This is a genomic window from Vibrio sp. PNB23_22_6, assembly GCF_052877535.1.
Window position 1 is genome coordinate 102,961 of record NZ_JBNFXP010000008.1, and the last position, 23,016, is coordinate 125,976.

The following is a 23,016-nucleotide window of genomic DNA, read 5'->3' on the forward strand; positions in this document are numbered from 1 at the left end:
TACCAATTTAGTCACTAAGATAAACGCCTCCAGAGATGGAGGCGTTTTTTATAAGGATAATATCATGAGAACGTGACACCGAAAGAGCTTCAGCGGCTTTAGTGAAATTACCCAGTTGCGCGATCAAAACGAACGAGCGAATGTCAGCAAGGTTATTTTATTGAGCATGTTGAATGACTTGAAGAAAGAGTAACCTTAAGATTATCACTCTTATTTAGTGTTCCTTAAAACAAGAACTCTTGAGCTTTAGTGACGCTCACGTATGATTTCCCATGTTTCCACTGTTATAGAGTTCACAATGCGTCTATCGATCTTAAGCCATGCTTCGTTTCGCTGTTTCCTGACGTTAGCACTCACTTTGTTTTCGTTATTCGTGCACGCGAAAACGACGGATACCGGATGGCTTACGAATCCGCAACACCCGCCAGTACAAACGCGTCTGGTGCTTACCGGGCAGCAAGATCGTCTAGCAAAAAACGTAACGGGATACCTTGATGTCAAACTCAGTGGCGATTGGAAAACCTATTGGCGTTCGCCGGGTGAGGGTGGCATCGCACCTTCCATTGATTGGGAAAAATCACAAAACCTAACTAAAGTCGATTGGCAGTGGCCTTATCCGAAAAAGTACGAGCTACTTGGTGTCGAGACGTTAGGTTACAAAGGTGATACCGTTTTCCCGATGACGTTCCATGTTGAAGACATGAGCAAACCAGTGGTGATTGATGCGACCCTGACGTTGTCTTCGTGTACAACGATCTGTGTATTGACGGATTACCACATTCAGCTGTCTTTCTTGCCTTCCGACTTACAAGTTGATGAAGGTGTGATGTTCACCTACGCGCAAGCGGTCAGCAGTGTGCCTCAAGCGTCGCCATTTGTTGAAGTGACAGAAGCAAACTGGGATGCAAACCAATCTAAGCTGCAAATTAAACTGACCAACTCACAAGGTTGGCAAAAACCAGAAGTGTTGGTTGATGGCGTCGATGAAGCAACCAGCGATTACAGCTTCAAATTAGAAGGGCAGCATCAAAAGGGCAATACGCTTACCGTAAACTACCTAGTGAATACTTGGTTGGGTGATGTAGAGCTGGATAACCAATCGATTTACGTCTCAATCAAAGACAATAACTTGCTGGCACAAGAAACCGCGCAAGCAAAAACAGGAGTGATTACTGAAGCTTTGCCAAGTACCTCACTGGTGAACATATTCTTGTTCGCGCTATTAGGCGGTTTGATTTTGAATATCATGCCTTGCGTTTTGCCAGTTCTGGGCATGAAGCTAAGCAGCATTGTGGCGGCGCAGGGGGTGGAACGTCGTCAAATTCGCACGCAATTCATTGCTTCTTCGTTAGGTATTCTGACCTCGTTCTGGTTATTGGCTGGCTTTATCTTAGTGCTGAAACTGACAGGTAACGCTATCGGATGGGGTATGCAATTTCAAAGCCCATGGTTCTTAGGCTTAATGCTGTTGGTAACCGGACTGTTTGGTGTCAACATGCTTGGCTTGTTTGAAATTCGCCTGTCTTCAGGTACGAATACTTGGTTAGCTTCGAAAGGCGATAACTCGCTATTTGGACATTACGTGCAAGGTATGTTCGCGACTCTGCTAGCAACGCCTTGTTCAGCACCTTTCCTTGGAACTGCTGTTGCGTTTGCGCTGGGTGCAGACGTGGTGACTCTGTTTGCTATCTTCACTGCATTGGCATTAGGCATGGCGCTACCTTGGATCTTAGTGGCTATTTTCCCGGGCATTGCACTCAAGCTACCAAAGCCAGGTCAGTGGATGAATGTCGTGAAAATCGTATTCGGCATCATGATGTTGGCAACCAGTGTGTGGTTGTTATCACTGATGACAAACCATCTGCCAGTATTTTGGGTGATCTTAATTGGCTTGGTCGCGTTTATTCTTATCATGGCGCGAGTTAAGCGTATTTATGGCAATAAAGCGTTAGCGATTTCCGGCACGGTTTCGTTGATTCTGATTGCTGGTGGTCTGGTACTCGGCAGTGTGACAGCCAATCACTGGGCAACGCCATTACCACAAGATTTGGCTTGGGAAAAACTGTCAAATGAAGCGATTGCAGACCACGTGAAGAATGGCCGTGTGGTGTTCGTCGATGTCACCGCAGACTGGTGTGTGACTTGTAAAGCCAACAAAATCGGCGTGATCTGGCAAGATCCGGTTTACTCACTGTTGCAAAGCCCTAATGTCGCGACACTGAAAGGCGATTGGACACACCCGAACGGCTCCGTCACCGACTTCTTACGTGCGCACGGTCGCTTTGGTGTGCCATTTAATATCGTTTATGGTCCAGCTGCGCCAGAGGGGATTCCTCTACCAGTGATTCTGACTGACGATGTAGTGGTGAAAGCCATCGAGCAAGCGAGCGGAGGCACGATTAAGTGAACACAGTAAAAAAGCGCAAGTCGCTGAAATACTGGCTTAGTCAAGCGTTGCAAATGGTGCTCATGGTGACCGTGATTTCGGTCGCCATGGATTGGTACCGCACCAAAGACATCCCTAAAGAGCAAGCACCGCCTCTGAGTGCGATCATGGCCGATGGCGAGTTTGTCGATGTGATTGCCAAAAGTCATGAAGAACCAGTGGTTGTGTACTTTTGGGCAACTTGGTGTCCGGCGTGTAAGTTTGTTAGCCCAAGCGTGAGTTGGTTAAGCGATTACTATGAAGTGGTTGCAGTATCCGGCGCATCCGGACCGGAAGAGCGCGTACAAAAGTTCATGCAGGCGAAAGACTACCAGTTCGACAACATCAACGATCCGAAAAGCAGCATTATGCAAGAATGGAGCATCAGCGTGACGCCGACTATCTATGTATTAAAAGATGGAAAGGTAAGCTCAATCACCACAGGTGTTACGACACCAATAGGCATTTTAGCAAGGATCTGGATGGCCAAAATCAATGTGTAGCATGTCGACTTTTTTCACGCTTTTACAATAACATAGGTGTTTAAGTGAATATGGCGTGCTACATTGGCAGCGTTCAATGATAAAGGAGGGAACATGGACGTTGCCAAAATGTATGATGAAGTATCTGAGCGCTATCAGAAGCTAATTAAAGACAGCCAATACGTTGGCCCACATTGGGTAGATGAAAAGTTAAAAACACTCGATCTTAAACAAGTCTCTGCTCTCGATTTGGCTTGTGCCACAGGCAGTATCGGGGAGGTCATCAAAACTCATTACCCAGAAGCTACTCTTCACGGCTTGGATATTTCATCCAAAATGGTCGATAAAGCACGCGAGACAAACTTCTATCAAAGCGTCAGCGTCCATAACCTAGACCAACCTTTCTCTCCGATTTTCAATCAAACCTTCGATATCATTACTGCACTCGGTTTCACGGAATTCCTTACCAATCCTCAGTCGCTACTGCAATGCATCGCTAATAAGCTAAATGCCGACGGACGCTGTTTCATCAGTTTTCAATGTCACGACCCAGATGGAAAAGACCTACCGAGAAATACCTACAGTGGGACCGTTGTACATACCGCTTACACTGAGAGCGAAGTCCATGAGTTCAGCCAAAATGCAGGGCTTGAAGTCGTATCACTAGAAAACCTTGTTGGCTACACATCAGGTGCTGGCTATGTATGCCGTTACTTGCTCTTGGAGTTAAGAAAGCCAAGTTAATCAACTTTCGGGAAGGACACCATGCAAGGATATCGCATTAGCACTGCCTTTGCAGAGATGGATCTGGATTGCATCCATCACTTCATTTCACAGAGCTATTGGGCAAAAGGAGTGTCAAGAGACAAGCTAGATAAAGCGGTGCGAAACTCCTTTTGTTTCGGTGTGTTCACAGAGTCTAATCAACAAGTCGCGTTTGCTCGCCTTATTACTGACAAAGCCACCTTCGCTTATCTCGCCGATGTTTTCGTGCTCCCAGATTACCGTGGGCAAGGCATAAGTAAGTGGTTAGTTTCTGAAATTGTGGCCCATCCAGAGCTTCAAGGTTTGCGCAGGATGATGCTTGCGACGCGTGACGCACATGGGTTGTATGCGCAATATGGTTTTAAACCAATAGAACCAGTTGAGAACTTTATGCAGATATGGCAACCAGACGTGTATCAAAAATGATTTTGAATGGCACAAAATGAATGATCATTTGGTTCACAAACGGTGCTTTGCGTGGGTGGGGAATACGCAGGGCCCAATTCGGTGAAAAAATGAAATAGTGATAAATTTAGTTTCTTCTATACTCATATCAATGGATTACGTTCCTTAAAAGGATAGAAATGTTTACGTTTAAACAACTGGCGGGTGTAGCGGCTCTTCCCTTAATAATAGTGCCTCAAATCTTGGCCAGTGAGAGCCGTTTTTCCGCACATAGCGACAATTATTTACTCCCGTTTTATACCGAGTCGAAAGTCAACCAGAAGCGCTTTGCACCGCTAAACCCTAATGGTCATGCCGCAAAGGACGTATTTATCCAATTTCAGATAAGTATGAAATACAAGCTGTTGTCTTTTGGCGATCATGGCTTGTTTGCTGCTTACACACAACGTTCGAACTGGGAAGCGTATGATGACTCTGCCTACTTTCGGGATGACCAATACAACCCTGACCTTTTTTACCGTTGGAACGTTAACCCATGGCAACTTTCATTCGGTTTTGAACATCAGTCTAATGGCGCTGGCGGCACGGACGAAGTAAGCTGGAACCGCGCTTATCTCGACACCAAATGGGATTTCGATACGGGCTTTGTGCGCGTTAAGCCGTGGATAGATGTGGGTAATAAAGACTACAACCCAGACATTGTCGACTATCTTGGTTACGGTGAGTTGGATCTAGGCTGGCTTCCAGTCAATGACAATGAAGTAAAGCTCACCGTCGCGAACTTGTTTACTAAAGATTGGCAATACGGTTTCTACCGACTCTCTTGGGACTTCCCTGTTTATCAGGGCTTGCGGGGTTACATGAAAGCGGAGACTGGTTATGGCCTGACGATATCAAATTATGATTTTGATGAAAGTGCCTTTGGAGCGGGGTTTGCGTTTGATTTCTAGTCGCGGAGAAAAGAGAAGTATGAGTCGACGATGAAAGAGCTCGCGGTGCTGACTCAAGAAACAAGCGCCACTTTTTTTATATTGTACGTTGATAAATGCTTGGATGAAAATCCAGCAGCCTGTTTTGGTAAGGGTTATCCCAACGCAGTGAGCGAGCGGAAGCAATAAAGCATTTTTCTGCGAAAGTAGGGGAGCCTTGGATAACTTTTTACACGGCGAGAGAAACGGAAGGCTTGCTTTATCGATATGGTTTTTCGTTAAAAGAGAATAAAACATTAGCAGAGTTAAACTTATCGCCTGCGTAGATGGGCTTACAGGCTTCCCAGAGGCGATTGCTATCGAAGCCGTCCATCGTCACTTCCGTAAACTGACCAAAACTAAGGGTGGGTTCCCAAATGAAAATAGCTTGCTCAAGCCGCTTTATGCTAGGATATTAAACGCATCTAAGAAATGGACAATGCCAATCCAGAACTGAAATATGACATTGTCTCAACTGGCGATTCACTTTGAGGGGCGCTTGGATGAAGTCTTAGATATCTAACTAAAATTAGCAGACACAGAAGCCTGAACGCCCTCGTTTATAAACCTCGACTGAGTTGGCACTTCTATTTTTGCGCGTCCAAATTTAAGATGGTAATCGCGTTGGCAACGCTCGTTGCTAGAATATCAATTGCTCCGGTACGAAGAGCTCCAACAATCGATAATGGTTTACTGCTTTCTGCGGCTATGGCGATAACCTGAGGGATCTTCTGGTAATCGGAAATGGTTAAGCCAATGACACGATTACTCATTTTTGTGTCCTGAACTTCCCCTTTGATGTCGTAGAAATCATAACCGCCAACTTCCCCTACAACGCCTTGCTGAATACGGGCCTCAACCATTTCTTGTACTGAGAACCATCCTAGGTTGACCATATAGCTACTTTCGTTCAAATCACCGATACCAACCAATGCGACATCAGCTTTACGAGCAATGTCCATGGTTTGCTGTACCGTTTCATCCTCTAGTAGTGCGCTACGTAACTGAGGGTTACGGATATACGCTGGCGCATACAGTGTCTCACTAACCCCGCCAAAGGTTTTAGCGAAGCGACGCGAAATATGGTCGGCATTGAGGATACCGCCTCGTGGGTGAATCCCGCCGATACTTGACACAAAGGTACACTTTTTAGGGTTCACAATACCGGTATGTTCCGATACCGCAGACACATTTCGTCCTTGGCCAACCGACACGACCATGCCGTCTTTGAGAGTCGCGGATAGGTATGTCGATACCACTCCGGCGAGTAGTGACCGCTGTTCGTCTTCGGTTGGTTGGTCCAGAGCGATCAGTGCACGCTTAAGGCCAAAACGCTCTTTAAGCTGTTCTTCCAGCTTGGCACCAAATACAGGGTGGTACTTGACCTTAATTTCGACAATACCTTGGTCTCTAGCGCGTTTTAATAAGCGGCCAATTTTGACGCGAGATAAACCAAATCGTTTTGAAATCTCTTCCTGAGTGGCACCGTCTTGGTAATACGCAACCGAGATTTCGGTGAGTAGGTTAGTCTCTTCGGCCTGTTCAATATTATTCAGTTCCATGTTGTTCCTTGTGAAATGGCCGCTTAATGCGGCTCTTGTTTATATCGCGGCTGACTCAAGTTCACTATCTAGCAGGCGTGAATCATGAGTGGATTTGAACATTCTAATCTTTTTTGACTTGCCTTGTACAAGTAGAGTCTCGGTAGTTAGTGATAGGCACTGCTTATGAACACCGTTAAGTACGTCGCCCCTAGTGATTCCGGTTGCCGCGAGTACGGCAAGCGCATTGGATTGTCCCATGGCTGTCATGCGCGTACCTTCAATAGGGTCTACTGCGATATCAATCTCAACACCACCTAGCCCGAGTTGCTCACCTATATATAGCATTGGCGCTTCATCGATTTCTCTCTCGCCAATCACAATGGTTGCGTCGACCTGAGTTCAATTCAGTTGCAAGCGCATTGCTTCTACAGCAGCGGCGTCTGCTTTTTCTTTGTCTCCTCTACCAAGCCATTGGTAGCCAGCTAAAGCGGCATGCTCGGCTACTTGTGCGAGAGCGAAGCCTAGTTCATCCATGGTACAGGTCCTTATCAAAGTATTCATGGTTGTTCATTTGTTCAGATTACTAAACATGTGCTCATTGTGCAAAACAAACGAACACGATATAGCCAGTTCAAAGGTTAATTGTTATGTGCGCATTGGTTTAGTGAATGCTTGCTGAGTGTTTCATAGTTAAAATTAGATTTAAGGCTCTACTTATGATGCTATTTAGATAGAACTTCATTGAGTTATATTGTTGTTTTTATTGATCTTAATCATTTTTATGTAAAATTGACTGTTACGGTTCACATAATTATAAATTTAAATATCCAGCGCTATGGCGATCACGCAGTTGTTATCAAGGTGTAACTAATTAGTGATCAAAATCCCACTTGGTAAATGTTGATATGTTATTTGTCTGTGTAATGGTCCAATATCATTTGTAACTTTCGTGGTCATATGAACAGGAGGAAACATGATAGCAATAGGTTGTGATGATGCGGCGATTGAGTTGAAAGAGTGCCTGAAATCGCACTTGGCTTCGAAAGGTATTGAATTTGTTGATTATGGAATCGATCCACAAAATGCAGAGCTTTACCCAGACATAGCAAAGACAGTCAGTGTTGCTGTCAGAGAAGGTAAACATCAACGCGGAATTATTCTCTGTGGTACGGGGATTGGTGTCTCAATAGTTGCGAACAAAGTACCGGGCATTCGAGCTGCTCTTTGCCACGATACTTTTTCAGCAGAGCGAGCGCGTAAAAGTAACGATGCTCAAATTATCACAATGGGAGCGCGAGTCATCGGTCATGAGTTAGCTAAGTCGATTTTGGATACTTGGTTGGATTCTGAGTTTTCTGATGGTCCATCTACTGAAAAGTTAAATAGAATCAAGGAGATAGAGAGAGAGTTTATTAGTTAATTTAGATTCAATGTTTAATGGAATAACGTGGAAATAAAAATGAAAAATACCAAACTAACGCTTACTGCACTTGCAATCACAACCCTACTATCGACTAACGCATTTGCAGAAGACCTGAAAGTGGCAACCAGTGCTCAAGTCGGCTCACTCCAGTACAACACAACTCAATACTTCACCGAAGTTGCGAACGAAGAGTTTAAGAAACAAGGCATCGATTACAACCTGAAGTTCTTCGGTGCAGCTCAATTAGGTAAAGACAAAGATGTTCAACAAAAACTGAAATTGGGCACAGTGGATTTGGCGCTACTAACGTCAACACTGCCAACTCACGTATCAGAAATGGCACTGTTTGAACTGCCATTCCTCGTGTCTGACCGTGAACACGTTGCCAAAATTGAGCAAGACGTATTCTGGCCATACATTGCGCCTGCAGCTGAGAAGAAAGGCTACAAAGTCATTGGCTTTTGGGAAAATGGCTTCCGCAACATTACTAACGCGAAACGCCCAATCAATACACCAGAAGATTTGCAAGGCTTGAAAGTTCGTACGCCAAACAGCTCATGGCGCGTGAAAATGTTCAAAAACTGGGGGGCTAACCCAACGCCAATGAGTTTTAGTGAAGTATTCATTGGTCTACAAACTGGTGTTATCGATGGGCAAGAAAACCCATACACCAACATTTACGCGGCAAAATTGCATGAAGTACAGGATTACCTAAGTGTGACAAACCACGTGTACACGCCAGCGTACCTCACTGCGGGAGCACGCCACTATGGTAAGTTCCCTGATGATGTTCGTGCAATCTTAGAAAGCTCTGCGAAGCAAGCGCAGCAATGGGGCTATCAACAAGCAACAAAACTTGAGAACGAGCTAAAAGATAAGCTGGTTGCGGGTGGTATGAAGCTTAACGTTGCAAACCGCGATGCCTTTGTTAGCGCAAGTCAGCCAATCTACGACGACTTCGTGAAAAACGTAAACAACGGCAAGGTGATGTTAGACAAGGTTCTGGCGGCAAGTAACTAAGGTAAAACGCCCTAACGTTTATCTCTAAGTACTGCGCTGGAAAGCGCAGTCTAGCTGTCACTTGTTACGAGGGCTTACGATGTCTTTTTTAGCTAGCATAAATACAATTTCAAATATTCTAGAAAAAGTGCTGATCACGATTTCGATGACGATTCTCATCGCATTAAGCACCATTATTATTGTCGCTGTTTTTTCACGGTTTAGCGGCGCTTCTCTTCATTGGTACGACGAAGTGTCGGCCATTCTTTTAGCTTGGTTGACCTTCTATGGCTCGGCTTTGTGTGCGTTAAAGCGCACGCATATGGGCTTTGGTGGGTTGGTGGCTAATATGCCGCTGGGTATGCGCAAAGCCATTTTCCTATTGAGTGAATTCATCGTCATTGCGTTCTTTGCAGTGATTGCTTGGGCCAGCTACTACATCTTACAAATCTTCGGTGACGAGACGCTAACCAGTCTAGATTTTATCCCTTTAGCCTTTGCGCAATCAGCACTACCAATTGGTGCGGTGCTGTTCATTGTGGCGCAATTGTGTTCTTTCCCTAAAGCATGGGCATGGGTTCGCCTAGGTTCAAACCAAGAAAACGAAGAGATCAGAGAAGCCATTAAGGATGCGAAAAAAGATATGGCTAAAGCCATGGAGGCTGTGAAATGAGCGCGCTAGTTGTACTATTTTGTTTAATTGGCTTGGTAATGATCAACGTTCCAATTGGTATAGCGATTGGCGCTGTAGCTCTGATTGGTATGGTAGCGACATCGGGCATCGATGCGATCTATAACGCGGCATTGGCGATGTTTGAAGGTGGCTCTAAATTTACCCTGCTGTCTATTCCATTGTTTGTTTTTGCTGGCGCATTGATGAATACCGGTGGTATCTCGCTGCGTTTGATTAATTTTGTTAACGCGATTGTGGGTTTTGTCCGCGGTGGCCTTTCAATGGTTAACGTTGGGGTATCGATGGTCTTCGCTGAGATCTCGGGTTCCGCGGTAGCCGACGTTGCAGCGCTAGGCTCGATCTTGATTCCTGCAATGAAAAAACGAGGTTACTCGGGTAGTTTCTCTGCGGCAGTCACGTCTTCTTCAGCCTCACTCGCGGTTATCATCCCACCTTCTCTACCTATGATTATTTACGGCGCGATGGCGGACGTATCGATCTCGCAGCTATTCGTCGCTGGCATAATTTCTGGCCTACTGGGTGCGGCGGGTATGTTTGCGGTATGTTACTACTACGCAGTGAAATACGATTTACCTCGTGAAGAGTCGTTCAGCTTACGTAAGTTGTGGGTGGCATTTAAAGATGCGTTTTGGGCACTGACTCTGCCGTTCGCCATTCTAGGCGGGATTCTTTCTGGCTTTATGACCGCCACAGAAGCTGCGGGTATTGCAGTACTACTTGCGATTGTTATCAGTGTTTTCATCTACCGTGAAATGAACCTAAAGCTGTTTTACAAAGCGATGATGGAAGGCGTTACGGGTACCTCAGTAGTGATGCTATTGGTGGCGACTTCAGCGGTGCTTGGTTTGTTCCTAACTGAGCAAGAAGTACCACAAGCAATGGCTGCAGGCATTCTTAGCATCTCCGAAAACAAATACGTTGTGCTGATGATGCTGAACCTAATGCTACTGGTTGTTGGCGTGTTCCTACATGGTGCGGCAGCGATCATCTTAACGGTGCCAATTGTATTACCGCTGATTCATGAGTTGGGGATCGACCCAATCCACTTCGGCATAATGCTTGCGCTTAATATCTCGATTGGTCAGCAGACGCCTCCGGTTGCGAGTGTGCTGATCACCGCGTGTTCGATAGCGAAGCGTGACATTTGGCAAGTAACTAAAGTGAACATTCTATTTATTGGTGTTCTGTTCGCAGTGTTAATGCTTGCGACCTACGTTCCAGCACTGTCTGTTGGCTTTGTAGACTACATGTATAAATAACTTCAAGGATTTGAAAAATGACTAAACCTACTATTGCTCTTGTACTTGGCGACCCTTCAGGTATCGGTCCTGAAGTGGCAGTAAAAGTATTGGCTGAGGAAGCAAACCGCCAACAAGCAAACATTCTGATCATTGCCGATGAGTATGAACTGCGCAAAGGCATGGACATCGCGCAAGTGTCATTTGATTACGATGTGGTCGACAACTTTGAACAAGCAGATTTCCAGTCGGGTAAGCCTGTATTGCTGAGCTTCTCAAGCTCTCACGCGGATGCAATTGAATACGGCCAAGCCACGCCGCAAGGTGGTACCTATGTACTGGAAACACTGAAAATTGCTGTTGACCTAACGTTAGCGCACAAAACACATGGTATCTGCTTCGCACCATTGAACAAGCAAGCGATGAACATGGCAGGGCTAGCACATCGTGATGAACTGTCATGGTTTGCAGAACTGACGGACTTCCACGGTTTTGGCTGTGAAGTGAATGTGGTCGATGACATTTGGGCTGGACGCGTGACTTCGCATATTCCATTCAAGAATGTGGTGGAAAATCTCACGGTAGATTCTGTGCTAGAAACCATCGAGTTGATGAACACAACCTTGAAGTCTGCTGGTTTTGAGCAGCCTCGTATTGCGGTGCAAGCACTTAACCCGCACGGCGGTGAAGGTGGCCTGTTTGGTGATGAAGAAATCACGGTAATCACACCAGCGATTGAGAAAGCTAAGCAGAAGGGCATCCAAGCGTTCGGACCTTTCCCAGGTGATACCACGATGTGGGTGGTGGAGAAAGAGAGCATGAACTCAATCGTATCCATGTATCACGATCAAGGTGCAACCGCACTGAAGATGATGGGCTTCGATCGTGGTGTGACCGTTCAAGGAGGGATCCCAATTCCGATTGCAACGGCAAACCATGGCAGCGCATTTGATATCTACGGCAAGAATGTCGCGTCGACACCAGCGATGGAAAATGCACTCAAGCTGACGGTCCGTATGGCATCTAGCTACCAAGTTAACAATCAGTAGTAGGGCAGGGAAGAATATGAGAAAGCCAAAAAAATTAATTAATGACCCTATGAATGTTGCTCAGGAGCAGTTCGATGGTTTGCTCTCGGCAATGAATGGAAAATTGGAAGCATTACCGGGGATTACCGCGGCGATGCGCACAGATTTTCCATCAGACAAAGTGGCGATTGTCACTGGTGGTGGTGCAGGGCACGAGCCTTTATTTGCGGGTTATGTTGGCCGAGGCTTAGCGGATGCAGCGGCACTCGGCGATATCTTTGCAGCGCCTGCGCCTAACGTGATTTTACAAACTACTGAAGCGGTCAATAACGGTAAAGGTGTGATTTACATTTATGGTAATTACGCTGGCGATAATATGAATTTCGATATCGCGGCCGAGCTTGCGGATGATGATGACATCAAAACTCACACCATTCGTGTTTGGGATGATGTGGCTTCAGCACCGTTAGACAAAATTCAAGAGCGCCGTGGCACCGCAGGAGATTTGTATGTGCTGAAGATCGCAGGCGCGGCTTCTGAGCAATACAATGACTTCGACAAGATTGTAGCGGTGACAGAGCGTGCTCGTGATAACACTCGCTCCATTGGTGTTGCGCTATCGGCAGGTTCGATTCCACAAACCAATACCTTCAACTTTGAACTGCCACACGACGAGTTAGAAATCGGCATGGGCTTGCATGGTGAACCGGGTGTATCACGCGAAAAAATGACGTCGGCAGATGAAGTGGTGGATCGCTTGATAGACCAACTGTGTGATGATCTGCCTTACCAATCAGGTGACGAGGTCTGTTTGCTAGTAAATAACCTTGGCGCTTCGACTTATATGGAGCTGCTGATTGCTAACCGTCGTGCCCACGTCAAGTTGACCGAGCGCGGCATCAAAGTACATAACACCTTGGTCGGTAACTACTGTACCTCACAAGAGATGTCAGGTTACTCGATCACTCTTATGAAGCTCGATGACGAACTAAAAACATTATTTGACCTACCTTGTGAATCATTTGCGTTGAGGAAATAAAGATGGATGCATTAACAGCGAAAAACATGATGGCTTATGTTGCTCAAAAGATGGTTGCAAGTGAGTCAGTATTAACCAAATACGACCAAGCGATTGGTGATGGTGACCACGGTATTGGTATGGAGCGCGGCTTCAAAGCGGTTGCAGAGCTTTTAGACAGTGATTATCAGCCGGAAGATGTCAGCAAATTACTGTTGAAAATCGGCTCGACGATGATGGCGACCATGGGCGGTGCTTCCGGTGCGATTTTCGGCACTCTATTTCGCAGCGGTGCGAAGTCAATTAAAGGTGCAACAGAACTGGATACGGCTACGTTATCTACGTTCCTAGCAGGCGGCTTACAAGGGGTTTATGATCGCGGTGGTGCTAATCCGGGTGATAAAACCATGATCGATGCATTAGTGGCTGCGGTCGAGAAATCAGAACAACTTTCTGGTCCATTAACCGACACGCTGCCGGCTATTGCTCAAGCAGCGGAGCAAGGTGTGGAAGCAACCAAAGACATGATTGCAACTACAGGTAAAGCAAAAACACTGGGCGAGCGTTCGCTAGGCCATCCAGATCCCGGTGCGATGTCGATGGCGTTTATTCTGCAGTACATGAATGAATATGCGACTGAGCAGGTTACCGCATGAAGAAGATTTGGATCGGCACTAGCTGGAAAATGAACAAAAATACGCAAACAGCCGAAGCTTGGGCTTCTGCTGTCTTGCCTTCATTGAAGCATTGTTCGAGTCGCATTCAACCTTTCGTTATCCCACCTTTCCCTTACCTACAAATGGTGTCCAATTTGTTCAGCGAACAGCCAATTCGAGTCGGTGTGCAGAACATTTGTTGGCAGGATGACGGCGCATACACGGGGGAAGTGTCTCCTCTGATGGCGAAAGACTGCGGTGCCACGATTGTCGAGATTGGTCACTCTGAGCGTCGTGCCATGTTTGGTGAAACCGACGAAACGGTCAATTTGAAAGTGCATGCTGCATTGCGTCATGGCTTAACACCATTGGTGTGCGTTGGTGATACCGCGCAAGAGAAACAGTGGGACGTATCGGCTGAAACTGTCATTCGACAAGTGAAAATTGCATTGTATGACGTTCCCGTTGAGTCGTTAACGCAGGTCGTGATTGCTTATGAACCCGTTTGGGCGATAGGTGAACATGGCGTGCCGGCAACTAAAGAAGAAGCGCAAACCATCCACCAAGCGATTCGCTCAGCGCTGGCAGAGCTATATGGTGAAGACGTCTCTCAAAGCATGCTTCTGCTGTATGGCGGTAGCGTGAATTTGTCCAATGCTAGTGGCTTAATCGAACAGCCGGATATCGATGGTGTGTTTGTTGGCCGAACTGCATGGGAAGCAGACGGTTACTCAGAGTTACTGAGTATCGCTGAACGCAGCTGCGGTTAGGGTCGGGCATGGAGCAAGCTACGTTAATGACCTGGATCATTCTTGGCCTTGGGTGTGCCAAGTTGATTGCTGGGATTTCCAAACCCAGAGTGGATTGGGTTAGAAGCTTTGCCTTTACTTATCTTGCGCCGTGCTTGTTTTTTTCATCGGTATATCGAACGGATCTACAAAATCTTCCATCATTGTCGGTATTTGCCACTTACATTTTGTGTTTTGGCGCTGTTTTCTGGGGAGTGAAAACTTGGCTCATCACGCAGGGCAATCACACGGTGGCTTCGTCCAATATCAAAGCTGTCGCGGCTTTATACCCTAACGCTGTTGGGGTGGGGGGGCCGCTAGTGCTTGCGCTTTATGGCCCTAAAGCCACTTTAGTGTTGATGGGTGTGATCGTGACGAACCTGCTATTGGTTTTGCCACTGGTTAATATCTTAATGATTCGCTCGGGGGAGCAGGGGTTTTATAGCTACCGTAAGGTGGCAACTGATCCGATCCTATTGGCCATCGTGCTTGGGCTATTACTTAACGAGTGGGATGTTGAGCTTCCGGCCCTTTTCATTGATGGTTTATCCAAGATTGGTGCTGCCGCTATACCGATTATTTTATTCATCTTAGGCGCGAGCTTGAGCTTTTATTCTCTTCGCTCGTTGATTAAAGAAAAAATAGGCCTATTGCTGGCAATCAAGATTCTTCTATTTCCACTGTTTATCTTGTTATGCGCACAGTATGTGTTTTATCTCTCGGTTATCGAAATTCAAGTGTTGGTTATTTTGGCCAGTCTGCCGACGGGATTGAATGTCTACTTGCTATCCGAGCGCTACCAAGTCGCCAAAGAAGCCACCGCGGGAGTGATCCTATTTACCACCGGTTTTTCGCTTATCTCTTTGTTGGGTTGGGAAGTCTTGTTGCAGCAGTGGGTGGTTTAAATAATGAATTGCTAAAAGGTTGGACACTATGAATGTATTAGAAAGACTAGCCATCAATACGGCTATTTTTGACGGGCATGACCTTAAAACATCGTTAAAAACGATTGAAAGCTTGGGTGTAAACCAAGTTGAGTTCGCATTCAATCAGGGCTACGTCGGTAGTTTAGACAGCGATATGTTCTCTGAAAACCATGCCCAATATTTGTTGTCTCTGCTAGAGAAAGAACAATTGACCACACAAGCTTTAGGCTGCACGATGAACTTAGCGTCTCCGTCAGCGATTGAAGACTTTATGATGCGTATCGATTTCGCCCATGCGCTGGGTGTTACCTATTTAAATACCTGTACTGGTCCCATTGCCGATCGCCACATCATTGTCGAAAATCTCAAAATATTGGCTGAATATGCCAAGGATAAAGGCTGTGTCATCTGTATCGAAAATGGCGGCGACCATAACTTCAACGCGTTTGCGAGCGCGCATGATGGAGTAAGAATTCTGTCTGAAGTAGACAATTCGGCGCTAGCTCTGAATTTTGATCCCGGTAACTCAGTGTCATTAGTACCGAATTTAAGTCCGAGTGAAGAAGCACAGATCGCACTGCCGTTTTGCCGTCATTTCCATGTTAAAGACGTCCAAGTGCATGACGACAAGTTCACCTTTCCAGTGCTGGGCGAAGGAGTGATTAACTATCAGCCGATTATGCAGTCTTTGGCGTCACGACAAATCCCTTTTAGCATTGAAAAACCTTTACGTATGTATCGTCGCAAGGACTCCTTTCCTATCCGAGGGCGCTCACCAGAAAGTATGGAGACCATTACCTCGGTACTGAGCCAATGCATTAAACACATTAACACTATCACTGACTAAGCGAGCGGTCGTATGCCAATTAGTACAATTGAAGAAATTATTGAAGATTACCGCCAAGGTAAAATGGTCATCCTAATGGATGATGAAGATCGTGAAAACGAAGGCGACATCATGATGGCGGCGCAGCATGTGACCGCACAAGATATCAACTTTATGGCTACTCATGGTCGAGGTTTGATTTGTTTAACTTTGACTAAGCAACGTTGTGAATCGCTCAACCTGTTCCCGATGGTATCTAACCCAACGGAACCCTGGGCCACAGCCTTTACCATTTCTATCGAAGCGGCTCAAGGAGTGACAACGGGCATTTCAGCAGAAGACCGAGCTATTACTGTCCAAGCTGCAGTCGCACAAGGAGCTAAGCATACTGATTTGGTAACCCCTGGTCACATCTTCCCACTAGCGGCGAAAGAGGGCGGAGTACTCGTTCGTGCTGGCCATACTGAAGCAGGCTGTGATTTAGCGAAGCTTGCCGGGGTTGAACCAGCATCGGTGATCGTAGAGATCCTTAATGAAGATGGCACGATGGCAAGGCGCCCTCAACTGGAGGTATTTGCGGAAAATCATGGCATTAAACTCGGCACTATTGCGGATTTGATTGAATACCGCAATGCAACAGAAACCACCATTGAGCGTATTGCTGAGTGCAAACTACCCACTGAGTTTGGTGAGTTCTCTATGACCACGTATCGCGACACAGTAGATAACCAAGTGCATTATGCATTGAGTAAAGGCGATGTAAATGGCGAACCGACCAATGTACGAGTGCATTTGCAAGATACCTTCAATGATGTGCTGTTTTCGACTCGTGACAGTAAGCAAAGTTGGCCATTGAACAAATCAATGCAAAAGATTGGTGCTGATGGCGGTGTATTGGTGATATTAGGCCAACAAGAATCGTGTGAATCGACTATTGCACGTGTAAAGCATTATCAAGCGCTCGACACTGGAGTGAGCGTTAAGCCGAATAAGAAAGATCGAACGTCACGCCAAGTCGGTGTCGGTTCGCAGATATTGGCTGATCTTGGGGTCAGTAAGATGAACTTACTTTCTTCGTGCGATAAGAAGTATCATGCTTTGTCTGGATTTGGCCTAGAAGTGGTAAGTTATATCGAGCCATAAGGTATATGATTCATAGTGTAGTGGCTGACAAAACTTGACCACTCGATTAGTGGTATGTGCCATACGTCAGTTAATTCATGATTGGCTAATTTAGAAATGTATTTAACAAGCTTTTGTCCAGTTGTGATTGAGATGACACTGCAACTAGCGTGTTAAGTGTTAGACTTAAACGATTCTTGGAGGGACGTTTATGTCTAGATATGCTGCAATTAAGGGGATTACGAAACTACGTGGATCTGACTTACGAGGTCTGAGTAAACTTGTCCATCAGCTCACCCTTGATATTACTGAGGTGACAGAAGGTGTTCACCAAGCGGTTTATACTACCTTGGGCATGCCTCATGGCACCTCGTCACGTAAGTGTTGTGGGCTAACGGGCAGCATATACAGACTGATCTATGGTACAACGAATGTAGTCGGTAGCGGGGTTGATAAGCTTTTTGCTTATAACGAAACACGGATTAAATCTATTGATAGTCGTGACGCATACGATCCCCAACGATTGGCAACCTTATCTTTTTTAAATGGGATCATAGGTGATCGCTTTGTCGCTGATGGTAATCCTCTGGCATTGCCGATGACCATTTTTTACGGCAAACAGCCACTAGATGCCACCAACGTTTCTGCTGTGGATCTCCCCACTAATAAAGTGCTACTCATGGTTCACGGTCTGTGCTCTAGTCCACTTCACTGGGAAGGACTGGCTCAACAGCAGAGTCATAGTGAAGCACTTGTATCCGCTCATGGCTATACCCCCCTCCACCTGCACTACAACAGTGGCTTGCATGTCTCACAAAATGGTCAGGCACTGGCCGTGCAGTTAGAACAAGTTGTACATCAATGGCCAGTGACAATAGAAGATTTAACCTTTATCGGGCATAGCATGGGTGGTTTAGTGATACGCAGTGCATTGTATTATGCCGAAAAGCTCGGCTTGAGTTGGCACAAGAGCGTTAAGCACGCATTCTTTTTGGGTACCCCCCATAAGGGGGCGCCACTAGAGCGTGCAGGCAACACACTTGCTGCTATGCTGGAACGTGTTCCTTACACCGTTGCATTCTCAAAGCTCACTCGGTTACGCAGTGCTGGTGTGACCGATCTTCGCTATGGTTATATCCGTGATGATGATTGGCAGTCGAGCTGTCGTTTTACTGCGCCAGTTGAGCGACCGCAAGTTATCGCATTACCGACGTATATACGAACCTATGCGGTGGGGTCAATAATTCAAAAAGCACACAACTATATCGCTGATCATTTAGTCGGTGATGGACTCGTACCTTTGACAAGTGCGTTAGGGGAGAATACCAACTCATCGCGAGCCTTGCGATTTACGCAGACCGAAACTTTTCAAAATATCCACCACATGGAACTGCTTAATCATCCCCTTGTTACCAGGCAATTATTGTCTTGGCTTGATACATCGTTTGCGTGAGTTGGATTGTGTGGATCAAGAAATGAAACGAGTGAAGGTTTTATCAACCGCCCACCGATTTGGTTGACTTACCTTTATTCAATAACGAGTTTCTATGGCTTGGTGATAATTGTGAGCACCAAGGGATTCTGTCTTACTCTAACTACCAAGCGACTTTGTCATTACGCTAACTAACGAGCTGAACGATAATTCACATTTGATCAAACTATAAAAGCGAAGAGCTTACGATAAACATATCCGCTATTAAGTCGATCAAAATTTATTGTTCTCCGATATCTATTGTGGGAGAGTAATAAAGTCTGATACTAAAAAGGCAGCGAAGATTCGATCTCGCTGCCTTTTTGTTGTTTGCTCTTAGCGCATTTATGCCCCTTTCCGTGTTTGCTGGCTATCTTCGTGGAACAATAAATCTAGTGATAAAACTAGATCGAAGATAAAAAGAACGTCCTCTCATTAGCTTCTCGAAACCACTTATCCATAAATTTTGCGTCTTTTCTGCGGTGAAAGCGTCTTATTGATACAACCAATTAATAGGAAACTTCCATGAGCATATCGTTCATTGCGTTGAGCGCACTTTTCTTCGGATTCTATGCGCTTCTAGTGACATTAAAAAAACAGAAAAAAACATTCAACTTCAGAGTGCTAAGCGCACTGGCTGCTGGGTTGCTATTCGGTGGTGCGATTCAAGTGGTATTTGGGGTTGGGAATACTGCAACGGCGGGTTTTGCTGAGCTTATTTCATTGTTCGGTAAAGGGTATATTAAGCTGCTGCAAATGATTGTGATTCCATTGGTATTTGTCGCCATGATTTCATCCATTATGAACGTGGATGGTAACGGTGCCTTATCTAAGATTGCGCCTAAGATTATCGGCGTATTGATAGTGACCGTGACTATCTCAGCCATAGTAGGCATCGCAAGTGTTTACCTATTTGGGATTGATGCTAATGCGCTAGTCAGTGTGGTGGGCACGAACAGTGCTATTGAAGCTCGAGGTGATTCACTGCTTGCCACACAAGATGCAATGGTAAATTCAGGCCTTTCGGGTTTAGCGCTATCGATTATTCCTTCCAACATATTTGAAATGCTTACTGGGTCTGAGCGTACGTCAACGTTATCGACCGTGCTATTTGGTATGTTCCTCGGTTACAGCATTCTACAAGTGAAGAAACGTAAGCCTGAAAAAGTAGAGAACTTTGTTGCTTCCATTAACTCGGCAAAGGAAGTAGTACTGTCCATGGTACGCGAAATTCTTAAGCTGACACCTTACGGGGTGTTCGCGTTGATGACCTCATTTATGATGACCAATGACTTGTTTGCATTGGCTGAAATGGGCCGCTTTTTACTGGCGAATTATGCAGCCATTGGTGCAATGTTCTTGATTCACTTCATCATAGTGTCAGTATTTGGTTTATCTCCAATCACGTTCATGAAGAAAACATGGCCGGTGCTTGTTTTTGGCTTTGGCTCTCGTTCAAGTATGGCGGCGATACCGCTAAACGTTGAAACTCAAACCCAGCGTCTTGGTGTTGATGAAGAAACCGCAAACATGTCAGCGACGTTTGGTACCAGCATTGGCCAAAATGGTTGTGCCGGTATTTACCCAGCAATGCTCGCCATCATGGCTGCACAAGTCATGGGTGTACCTGTTGATGTTAGCTTTATTATGCAATTGATCGTGGTGATTGCGATTGCATCATTTGGTATTGCCGGTGTCGGAGGCGGGGCGACGTTTGCTGCTGTTGCTGTGCTCACTATCATGGGGTTAGACATTACCGTGGTTGCCATTCTAGTTTCAATCGAGGCATTAATTGATATGGCGCGTACTGCCCTGAATATTTCAGGTTCAATGCTCTCCGGTGTGATCACCTCTAAGACAAATGGTTCACTGGATACCGAGCAATACTCTGCTGACAGTGCTACTCCAAAAAGCGGTGAAATCGCAGCATAGAGTCGATTGAAACGTATCAATGCCCAGAACAGCTTAAGAGAAGTACGTCGTTAAAGGTCGTATTTCTCTTACTTATCTTGTTCAAATTTGGAAATATGAAATGAAAGTAGTCGTTATTGGCGGAAACGCTGCGGGAATGAGTTTTGCCGCAAAATACAAAAGAAACCAACCATCAGATGACGTTGTTGTTATAGAGAAAAGGGATTACCTCTCTTTTGGAGCCTGTGGATTGCCTTATTTCGTGGGTGGTATGTTTGATGATACCGAGCGAATGATTTCGCGAACCCCAGAGCAAGCGATAGCCTCAGGGCTAGAGGTTCGAATGAACACCGAAATGTTGTCAGTCAATCGAGTTGAAAAGCAGGTACTAGTGCGTCACCAAGGTGTCGAAAGTGTGCTCGATTACGATCGTTTGATCATCGCCACGGGCGCCCGCCCAGTGGTGCCAAATTTTGGCGAATACAATGATGAATATGTGTATACGTTAACCAGTCAAGAAGATGGGTTAGCAGTCAAAAATGCATTAAAAGACAACCAGAAGCAGCGTGTAGCAGTGATTGGCGCAGGTTTCATCGGGTTAGAAGTGTTCGACGCGGCGCATGAGCTTGGTAAACAGGTCACAATTATTGAGCGTGAATCACAGATCATGAGTCAGCAATTTAGCCCTGAAATGATTGATGTTGTTGAAGAGGCGATTCGTGACTCTGGCGCAGGTTTAAAAACAGGCACCAGTGTATCGGCTATACGAGATTCAGAGCAAGGTGGTTACACCATTCACACAAGTAACGGCGATGTTGAGGCTGATATCGTTGTGCTATCGCTCGGGTTCAAGCCGAACACGGAAATGTTCCCACTACCGAAAGCGGCTAATGGTGCCTTGTTGGTCGATGAGTATGGTGCGACTGAAGATGCTTACATTTATGCGGTGGGTGACTGTGCGGTGGTGCATCATCTAACACTTGGCGAAACTACCTATCTACCGCTAGCAACCACGGCGAATAAACAGGCTCGCATGATGGCCGATAAGTTAGCAGGGAAAGACACGCATATGGTAGGGTTCTTGGGTTCTTCATCGCTCAAAGTTCTTGATTATGAATTGGCGCGTACTGGCATTTCAGAACGGATGGCACTGGCTCACAACATGAATGTCAGTGTGTCGACGATAGCTGACAAAAACCAAACCGATTACTACCCAGGACAACAGGATATTAAGGTTAAATTGATCTATCAGCCAGACACAAAAGTGCTTCTTGGCGGCGAGATAATTGGTAAAAAAGGTGCGGTAAGTCGTATCAATGCTCTAGCCGTTGCAATTACTGCAAAGTTTACAACCGAGCAGTTGGGCTATTTAGATTTTGCCTATGCTCCGCCATTTTCGCGTACATGGGATGCCTTAAATGTGGCAGGGAATGTGGCGAAATAATAGTTGGCGTTTGTGAGAAACCTTGTAGGTGGTTTGGCTGCATGGCAAGAAGCTTCAGAGAATGGTTGATTAAATCGCGTGGTTTTTGCGCTTTACATCTTCGATATTTCGATTATTATCGAAATGTTTTGATTTCGTATCGATAATTGAGGAAAAGCTATGTTAGCGGAGTGGATTACACACAAAGACCAACTAAGAAGTTACATAGTGAAAAAGACGGGTGATCTTGATTTAGCTGATGACATCTTGCAGGACGTTTACATCAAGGCCAGTCAAAAGGTTGAACAGCTAAAAACGAGAGATAATCTTCAGAACTGGCTGTATCGTATAACTCATAACACGATTATGGACTTCTATCGGACCCACCAAACCCATGAAGAGTTGGTCGACAACCAAGCAGAAGAAGAAATTTCTTCTGAGTTAATTAACCTGCAAGAGGTGGCGCAGTGTTTACGTCCAATGTTTGATTGCCTGCCTGAGAAATACCGTCAAGTGATGATTCTTGCAGAACTTGATGGATTGTCGCAGCAGGCTGTTGCTGAACAGTTAGGGCTATCACTCTCAGCAACGAAAAGTCGCATTCAACGAGGCCGGGTGAAGCTAAAAGACATTTTAACGGATTGCTGTAACATCGAAGCAGGAGGCGAGGGAATTGTCGACTTTGACCCTGATCCAAAGTGCGTAGACTTCTGCAAAGCAAGCGCGATGAATGAATTTGATCATGAATCAGCCCGGGCGACTGATCAGATGATTTCTTGAATACGGGGGCGTGCAACTGCGTGATTGTTACTACGTCGCAGTTGTGACAGCCTCACTATCTTCTTCAATGGCACATTCCCTTCTTCACATCGGCTCCTAAATCACACTACCATCAAAATTAATA

General features: G+C 45.7%; 22 protein-coding genes and 3 pseudogenes. 21 read left to right on the top strand and 4 right to left on the bottom strand.

The features are described from left to right. Positions 1-16 precede the first annotated feature (16 nt). Positions 17-168: pseudogene (locus tag ACVA54_RS08850) on the bottom strand (LysR family transcriptional regulator); the annotation flags it as partial. Between the two features lie 130 nt (positions 169-298). Between ACVA54_RS08850 and ACVA54_RS08855 the strand changes: the two are divergent. The 6 genes and pseudogenes from ACVA54_RS08855 to ACVA54_RS08880 all read left to right on the top strand — a co-directional run. Beyond that, positions 299-2,407: a protein-disulfide reductase DsbD family protein gene (locus ACVA54_RS08855; RefSeq protein ID WP_446644405.1), complete on the top strand. Its 2,109-nt coding sequence runs from the start codon at positions 299-301 to the stop codon at positions 2,405-2,407. After that, complete coding sequence (locus ACVA54_RS08860; RefSeq protein ID WP_446649530.1) at positions 2,404-2,928, top strand: protein disulfide oxidoreductase; 525 nt, start codon at positions 2,404-2,406, stop codon at positions 2,926-2,928. The genes ACVA54_RS08855 and ACVA54_RS08860 overlap by 4 nt, the downstream gene beginning before the upstream one ends. 93 nt (positions 2,929-3,021) lie before the next feature. Further along, the gene (locus ACVA54_RS08865; protein WP_446649531.1) at positions 3,022-3,651 is read left to right on the top strand and encodes a class I SAM-dependent DNA methyltransferase; all 630 of its coding nucleotides are present in this window, start codon (positions 3,022-3,024) and stop codon (positions 3,649-3,651) included. 21 nt (positions 3,652-3,672) lie between these two features. Next, positions 3,673-4,098 (top strand): GNAT family N-acetyltransferase, encoded by a 426-nt coding sequence (locus tag ACVA54_RS08870; protein WP_446649532.1) that lies wholly within the window; start codon positions 3,673-3,675, stop codon positions 4,096-4,098. A gap of 158 nt (positions 4,099-4,256) precedes the next feature. Further along, complete coding sequence (locus ACVA54_RS08875; RefSeq protein ID WP_446596537.1) at positions 4,257-5,027, top strand: phospholipase A; 771 nt, start codon at positions 4,257-4,259, stop codon at positions 5,025-5,027. A gap of 334 nt (positions 5,028-5,361) precedes the next feature. After that, a pseudogene (locus ACVA54_RS08880) lies at positions 5,362-5,568 on the top strand (IS256 family transposase); the annotation flags it as partial. Between the two features lie 64 nt (positions 5,569-5,632). On the opposite strand, the gene ACVA54_RS08885 reads toward ACVA54_RS08880, so the two are convergent. The 3 genes and pseudogenes from ACVA54_RS08885 to ACVA54_RS08895 form a co-directional block, all read right to left on the bottom strand. Then, on the bottom strand, positions 5,633-6,607 hold the full coding sequence (locus ACVA54_RS08885; RefSeq protein ID WP_099079570.1) for a sugar-binding transcriptional regulator: 975 nt from the start codon (positions 6,605-6,607) through the stop codon (positions 5,633-5,635). A gap of 39 nt (positions 6,608-6,646) precedes the next feature. Next, a complete protein-coding gene (locus ACVA54_RS08890) occupies positions 6,647-6,805 on the bottom strand; it encodes a hypothetical protein (RefSeq protein ID WP_446649544.1) in 159 nt (52 codons plus the stop codon). Positions 6,806-6,811: 6 nt separating this feature from the next. After that, positions 6,812-7,123 (bottom strand): annotated as a pseudogene (locus tag ACVA54_RS08895) (fructose-bisphosphatase class II); the annotation flags it as partial. 439 nt (positions 7,124-7,562) lie between these two features. On the opposite strand from ACVA54_RS08895, the gene rpiB reads away from it, so the two are divergent. The 15 genes from rpiB to sigZ all read left to right on the top strand — a co-directional run bounded on the left by rpiB (position 7,563) and on the right by sigZ (position 22,892). Then, positions 7,563-8,009: a ribose 5-phosphate isomerase B gene (gene rpiB / locus ACVA54_RS08900; RefSeq protein ID WP_099079571.1), complete on the top strand. Its 447-nt coding sequence runs from the start codon at positions 7,563-7,565 to the stop codon at positions 8,007-8,009. 39 nt (positions 8,010-8,048) lie between these two features. After that, positions 8,049-9,032 (top strand): TRAP transporter substrate-binding protein, encoded by a 984-nt coding sequence (locus ACVA54_RS08905; RefSeq protein WP_099079572.1) that lies wholly within the window; start codon positions 8,049-8,051, stop codon positions 9,030-9,032. 79 nt (positions 9,033-9,111) lie between these two features. Continuing rightward, entirely contained in the window at positions 9,112-9,684 is a 573-nt protein-coding gene (locus tag ACVA54_RS08910) for a TRAP transporter small permease (RefSeq protein ID WP_099079573.1), read from the top strand. Beyond that, the gene (locus ACVA54_RS08915) at positions 9,681-10,964 is read left to right on the top strand and encodes a TRAP transporter large permease (protein ID WP_099079574.1); all 1,284 of its coding nucleotides are present in this window, start codon (positions 9,681-9,683) and stop codon (positions 10,962-10,964) included. The genes ACVA54_RS08910 and ACVA54_RS08915 overlap by 4 nt, the downstream gene beginning before the upstream one ends. Positions 10,965-10,981: 17 nt before the next feature. Beyond that, on the top strand, positions 10,982-11,992 hold the full coding sequence (locus ACVA54_RS08920; protein ID WP_099079575.1) for a 4-hydroxythreonine-4-phosphate dehydrogenase PdxA: 1,011 nt from the start codon (positions 10,982-10,984) through the stop codon (positions 11,990-11,992). Positions 11,993-12,008: 16 nt separating this feature from the next. Continuing rightward, entirely contained in the window at positions 12,009-13,010 is a 1,002-nt protein-coding gene (locus tag ACVA54_RS08925; RefSeq protein ID WP_099079576.1) for a dihydroxyacetone kinase subunit DhaK, read from the top strand. Positions 13,011-13,012: 2 nt separating this feature from the next. Continuing rightward, positions 13,013-13,645 (top strand): dihydroxyacetone kinase subunit DhaL, encoded by a 633-nt coding sequence (gene dhaL, locus ACVA54_RS08930; RefSeq protein WP_099079577.1) that lies wholly within the window; start codon positions 13,013-13,015, stop codon positions 13,643-13,645. Continuing rightward, complete coding sequence (locus ACVA54_RS08935; RefSeq protein ID WP_446644407.1) at positions 13,642-14,415, top strand: triose-phosphate isomerase; 774 nt, start codon at positions 13,642-13,644, stop codon at positions 14,413-14,415. The genes dhaL and ACVA54_RS08935 overlap by 4 nt, the downstream gene beginning before the upstream one ends. A gap of 26 nt (positions 14,416-14,441) precedes the next feature. Next, positions 14,442-15,338, top strand: a complete 897-nt coding sequence (locus ACVA54_RS08940; protein WP_259343736.1) for an AEC family transporter — start codon at positions 14,442-14,444, stop codon at positions 15,336-15,338. Positions 15,339-15,366: 28 nt separating this feature from the next. After that, on the top strand, positions 15,367-16,206 hold the full coding sequence (locus ACVA54_RS08945; protein ID WP_099079580.1) for a sugar phosphate isomerase/epimerase family protein: 840 nt from the start codon (positions 15,367-15,369) through the stop codon (positions 16,204-16,206). Positions 16,207-16,218: 12 nt separating this feature from the next. Then, positions 16,219-17,328 carry a 3,4-dihydroxy-2-butanone-4-phosphate synthase gene (gene ribB / locus ACVA54_RS08950; protein WP_099079581.1) on the top strand — a complete coding sequence of 370 codons (1,110 nt, stop codon included), beginning with the start codon at positions 16,219-16,221 and terminating at the stop codon, positions 17,326-17,328. 190 nt (positions 17,329-17,518) lie between these two features. Further along, positions 17,519-18,760, top strand: coding sequence for an esterase/lipase family protein (locus ACVA54_RS08955; RefSeq protein ID WP_119463598.1), 1,242 nt, complete (start codon positions 17,519-17,521; stop codon positions 18,758-18,760). 543 nt (positions 18,761-19,303) lie between these two features. Beyond that, positions 19,304-20,710 (top strand): cation:dicarboxylate symporter family transporter, encoded by a 1,407-nt coding sequence (locus tag ACVA54_RS08960; protein WP_446642265.1) that lies wholly within the window; start codon positions 19,304-19,306, stop codon positions 20,708-20,710. Between the two features lie 100 nt (positions 20,711-20,810). Next, positions 20,811-22,133 (top strand): CoA-disulfide reductase, encoded by a 1,323-nt coding sequence (locus ACVA54_RS08965; RefSeq protein ID WP_446644528.1) that lies wholly within the window; start codon positions 20,811-20,813, stop codon positions 22,131-22,133. A gap of 159 nt (positions 22,134-22,292) precedes the next feature. Further along, entirely contained in the window at positions 22,293-22,892 is a 600-nt protein-coding gene (sigZ, locus tag ACVA54_RS08970) for an RNA polymerase sigma factor SigZ (protein ID WP_446642267.1), read from the top strand. The last annotated feature ends 124 nt before the right edge of the window (positions 22,893-23,016 follow it).

What these genes read in the sequence shown, in the direction of transcription:
- ACVA54_RS08855 (WP_446644405.1), top strand. Translation starts at nt 299, where the DNA reads ATGCGTCTATCGATCTTAAGCCATGCTTCGTTTCGCTGTTTCCTGACG.
- ACVA54_RS08865 (WP_446649531.1), top strand. Translation starts at nt 3,022, where the DNA reads ATGGACGTTGCCAAAATGTATGATGAAGTATCTGAGCGCTATCAGAAG.
- ACVA54_RS08870 (WP_446649532.1), top strand. Translation starts at nt 3,673, where the DNA reads ATGCAAGGATATCGCATTAGCACTGCCTTTGCAGAGATGGATCTGGAT.
- ACVA54_RS08875 (WP_446596537.1), top strand. Translation starts at nt 4,257, where the DNA reads ATGTTTACGTTTAAACAACTGGCGGGTGTAGCGGCTCTTCCCTTAATA.
- ACVA54_RS08885 (WP_099079570.1), bottom strand. Translation starts at nt 6,607, where the DNA reads ATGGAACTGAATAATATTGAACAGGCCGAAGAGACTAACCTACTCACC.
- rpiB (WP_099079571.1), top strand. Translation starts at nt 7,563, where the DNA reads ATGATAGCAATAGGTTGTGATGATGCGGCGATTGAGTTGAAAGAGTGC.
- ACVA54_RS08905 (WP_099079572.1), top strand. Translation starts at nt 8,049, where the DNA reads ATGAAAAATACCAAACTAACGCTTACTGCACTTGCAATCACAACCCTA.
- ACVA54_RS08910 (WP_099079573.1), top strand. Translation starts at nt 9,112, where the DNA reads ATGTCTTTTTTAGCTAGCATAAATACAATTTCAAATATTCTAGAAAAA.
- ACVA54_RS08915 (WP_099079574.1), top strand. Translation starts at nt 9,681, where the DNA reads ATGAGCGCGCTAGTTGTACTATTTTGTTTAATTGGCTTGGTAATGATC.
- ACVA54_RS08920 (WP_099079575.1), top strand. Translation starts at nt 10,982, where the DNA reads ATGACTAAACCTACTATTGCTCTTGTACTTGGCGACCCTTCAGGTATC.
- ACVA54_RS08925 (WP_099079576.1), top strand. Translation starts at nt 12,009, where the DNA reads ATGAGAAAGCCAAAAAAATTAATTAATGACCCTATGAATGTTGCTCAG.
- dhaL (WP_099079577.1), top strand. Translation starts at nt 13,013, where the DNA reads ATGGATGCATTAACAGCGAAAAACATGATGGCTTATGTTGCTCAAAAG.
- ACVA54_RS08935 (WP_446644407.1), top strand. Translation starts at nt 13,642, where the DNA reads ATGAAGAAGATTTGGATCGGCACTAGCTGGAAAATGAACAAAAATACG.
- ACVA54_RS08940 (WP_259343736.1), top strand. Translation starts at nt 14,442, where the DNA reads ATGACCTGGATCATTCTTGGCCTTGGGTGTGCCAAGTTGATTGCTGGG.
- ACVA54_RS08945 (WP_099079580.1), top strand. Translation starts at nt 15,367, where the DNA reads ATGAATGTATTAGAAAGACTAGCCATCAATACGGCTATTTTTGACGGG.
- ribB (WP_099079581.1), top strand. Translation starts at nt 16,219, where the DNA reads ATGCCAATTAGTACAATTGAAGAAATTATTGAAGATTACCGCCAAGGT.
- ACVA54_RS08955 (WP_119463598.1), top strand. Translation starts at nt 17,519, where the DNA reads ATGTCTAGATATGCTGCAATTAAGGGGATTACGAAACTACGTGGATCT.
- ACVA54_RS08960 (WP_446642265.1), top strand. Translation starts at nt 19,304, where the DNA reads ATGAGCATATCGTTCATTGCGTTGAGCGCACTTTTCTTCGGATTCTAT.
- ACVA54_RS08965 (WP_446644528.1), top strand. Translation starts at nt 20,811, where the DNA reads ATGAAAGTAGTCGTTATTGGCGGAAACGCTGCGGGAATGAGTTTTGCC.
- sigZ (WP_446642267.1), top strand. Translation starts at nt 22,293, where the DNA reads ATGTTAGCGGAGTGGATTACACACAAAGACCAACTAAGAAGTTACATA.